At 60.9% G+C, this 2,976-nt stretch carries 3 protein-coding genes; all 3 read right to left on the reverse strand.

Annotated features, from left to right (window positions below; translation table 11 throughout):
• A partial coding sequence (locus NUW23_13235; GenBank protein ID MCR4427123.1) for a biotin/lipoyl-binding protein occupies positions 1-919 on the reverse strand: 919 nt, incomplete at its 3' end.
• Positions 912-2,447, reverse strand: a complete 1,536-nt coding sequence (locus tag NUW23_13240; protein MCR4427124.1) for a TolC family protein — start codon at positions 2,445-2,447, stop codon at positions 912-914. The genes NUW23_13240 and NUW23_13235, both read right to left, overlap by 8 nt.
• A gap of 18 nt (positions 2,448-2,465) precedes the next feature.
• A partial coding sequence (locus tag NUW23_13245) for a TolC family protein (protein MCR4427125.1) occupies positions 2,466-2,976 on the reverse strand: 511 nt, incomplete at its 5' end.

Genomic DNA, 2,976 nt, shown 5'->3' on the forward strand with positions numbered 1-2,976 from the left:
CCCTGGAGAAGCTCACACTACGCGCCCCGTTTGACGGGACCGTGCTCTCCAGGGCGTCCCTGACGTCGGCGAGAGCTTTCTCCGCCCGCCTGACCTCTATCTGCACCTGCAGTTCCCGGTCCCTTGCACTCGCCGCCGCGCTCTTCTCGTTCTCGATAGCGGCGGCCAGGTTGAGCTCGGCCTGCTTGAGTTGGGCCTCGGCCGACTTGAGCTCGTCTTCTTTCGGTCCGGCGAGAAGCGACTCCACCTTGCTCCGGGCTGTGGTTACTTGATCCTCGGCGTTCCGGTATTTCACCCTTTGGTTCTCGAGATCCACTCGGGACACACCGTGCACGGCGTACAGGGCTTCGTACCGCGCTAGATCATCGGCTGCGGTGTCCCTTGCGCGGATGGCCTGGTCAAGAGAGATCATGGCCTGCTCCAGGGTGGCTGCATCGGGACCCGCCAGCAACTGATCCAGCCTGTTCTTGGCGGCCGCATAGTCTGCCCGAGCTTTTTCCAGCTGCACCTTGGCTTGCTCGGGGGAGGTCCGGCTGTCCCGCTGCGCGGCCTCAAGCTTGATCCTAGCTGCTTCCAGACTGTCCTCCGCGTCGTGGAGAGCCCTCAGAAGCTCGTCCGACTCGAGCCTGGCCAGCACGTCGCCACGTTTGACTGTCACCCCCGGACTCACGGACAGTTCCACCACCTTGGCCGGGTAGGTCGAGTAAAGGGATTCCTTCTGAGTGGATTGGAGCGTGCCGGATACGTCGACACTTGCGGACAGTGTCCCACGTGCAACCACGTAAGTTTTCGGGGCTTCCGCCCCCGAGGAGGTCTTCCCGGCCTGATTGTCGCGGCGGGTATAAGCCCTTGCCAGGACGGCTACAGTGACCGCTACAAGAACCGCTGCTATCAGAAACATCATGCGACGCCTAGTCATCCGCGTTCCTCCCGTTCCGAAGGTCGAGACACCCCGCCGCGAGCAAGAGCGAAAGGGCGGAGTACTGGCAGTCGTACTGTGCTTTCATCAGGTTCGCCTCTGCACGCAGACGGGCCACGCGGCTTCGTGCGACGTCGAGTTCGGTCGCATGGCCACCCGAGAACCGCTCGACAGTGTTATCGAACCTGACCGTCTCTAGCTCGTACTCTGCCTGTCTCATCCCAAGCTGAACCTGCTTTAGTTCCAGAGTCATGCTCAGATCCAACACTCGACGGGCAATGTCCAGGCGGGTGTCCTCGAGAGCCTTCCGAGCAGACGCTACACTCCGTTCCGCAATCTGCCTATCCAGGTCTTCCCTGGACTTCTGTGGCAGGACGGGCAGATTCCTGGAGAAGGTTATGGAGGAAGTCCATGATCCGTCGAGTTTCTGACTCACGCTGCCTGAGAAGGTGCCAGCTGCACTCGGGTCACGGGATACTTCGACTCCGTACTCCCACGAGAAGCCTTGGCTCTGGTATCCCACGAACGGTGCGATGGTCCAACTGTCTGGAGCCAGGAGGGAGTCCAGTTTGGTCTGCGCAGATTCGAGCGCCAGTGCCTTCATGCCTACCTCAGGCCGGGTCGTCAGGGCGCGCTCGGTGAGGCGCGCCGAGTCGTATTTGTCGAGCAGGAGTTGTGGAGGAACCAGGGTTACCGTGCCAGATCCAACGGGATCGAGCCCAAGGCGTGCAAACAACCCCTCCCGGTCGGCGGATAGCCGGGACTGGGCCTGGCTCACAGCCACTTCCGCTGCCCTTACCTTTTTCTCGGCAAGCTCGCGCTCAAGCGGGAGAGCCCGCCCGACGCCAGCTTCTTGCTCTATCCGTGCGAGTTCCATGTTCTCAAGCGCGAGCTCCGCCAGAGCAACCTTCTGATCCCACTCAGCCTTCAGAAGCTCGAAGAACGCTTTGAGTGCGGCATCCGCTTCTGTAAGCTGGACGAGAAACAGGTTGAGCTCCTTCTGCCGGACCACCTTCTCCTTTTCCTCGATGGCCGCGTATGGCTCGGCCAATGTAGGTCTTGGGAGCTGGATGGAGGTGGACAGGCGCATGCCATAAGCGAACTCGGTTTCCGCGTCAGGCGCTGACTTCTTCAACGTCAGAGGGTTGAGGCTTAGCGCCACGGAGTAGCCTGGGGCCAGGGGTTTGGTGACGTCCACTCTCGTTGAGAAGTCCCACGTGACATCGTCCAGGCCGCCGGCCTCACTCTCCACACGCCAGGGCCTTGACCGGTCTGATGATACCGTGGCGGTGAGCCCCAACCCTGCGCGTTCGATCTCCAGGGCAATCTGCGCTTCTTGGAGGTCCCTTTCGGCCTCAACCACGGCAGGCGAGGCAGTTGCTGCAAGCTCTGCAACATCGAGAAATGAGAGACTTGAGGCGAGAGAAGCGCTGGGTGCGGGGGCGGCAGATGAACTCCCGCCCGACCAGGTGCAGAACATGATGAATGAGCATAACCATGCGACCCAGGCCAACCTGTTAGTTCTCATCGTCCCGCCCTCTCTCTGTCAGATCCCGATGTAGTTGCGGAACTCCTGCTGCTTGTCTCTGAGCCTGAATTGCGCGTCCAGAAGGTTCTGCTCAGCGGTCCCAAGGGAGTTCTCCGATTGTAGCAGGTCTATCAGGGTGATCATGCCCTTCTCGTATCTTACTCTCGCCACTTCAGTCTGCTGCCTCGTGGCCTCCAAGGAGAGAGAGGCCTGCTCCACGTCGCTTGAAATGGCAGCCAAGTCGGCCAGGTACTGCATAACCTGGACCACGGCACGATCGCGCTCGGTCTTCAGCGCAAGCTCCGCCCGCTCGACGGCGATCTCAAGCTTACGCCTCTCGACAGGAGCAGTGAACTGCGTGGCATTGAGCTTCAGGTCCAGCAACGCTGACTCCAGCTGATCCTGGGCCGTCTTCACCTTGGAGTTCCCCGCTAGTGCGCGCTCGATGACCGCATTCTCGTCGTAGGTCTCGCGCTCGAGCACGAAATCTTGAGCCGCAAGGGTGAAGGGGGCCTTGATGTCTTTTTCG

Source organism: Bacillota bacterium, from assembly GCA_024655925.1.
In the GTDB taxonomy this organism is placed as follows: domain Bacteria; phylum Bacillota; class DTU025; order DTU025; family JANLFS01; genus JANLFS01.

Coding starts and splice junctions, on each gene's coding strand:
- NUW23_13240 (MCR4427124.1), bottom strand. CDS start 2,447: ATGAGAACTAACAGGTTGGCCTGGGTCGCATGGTTATGCTCATTCATC.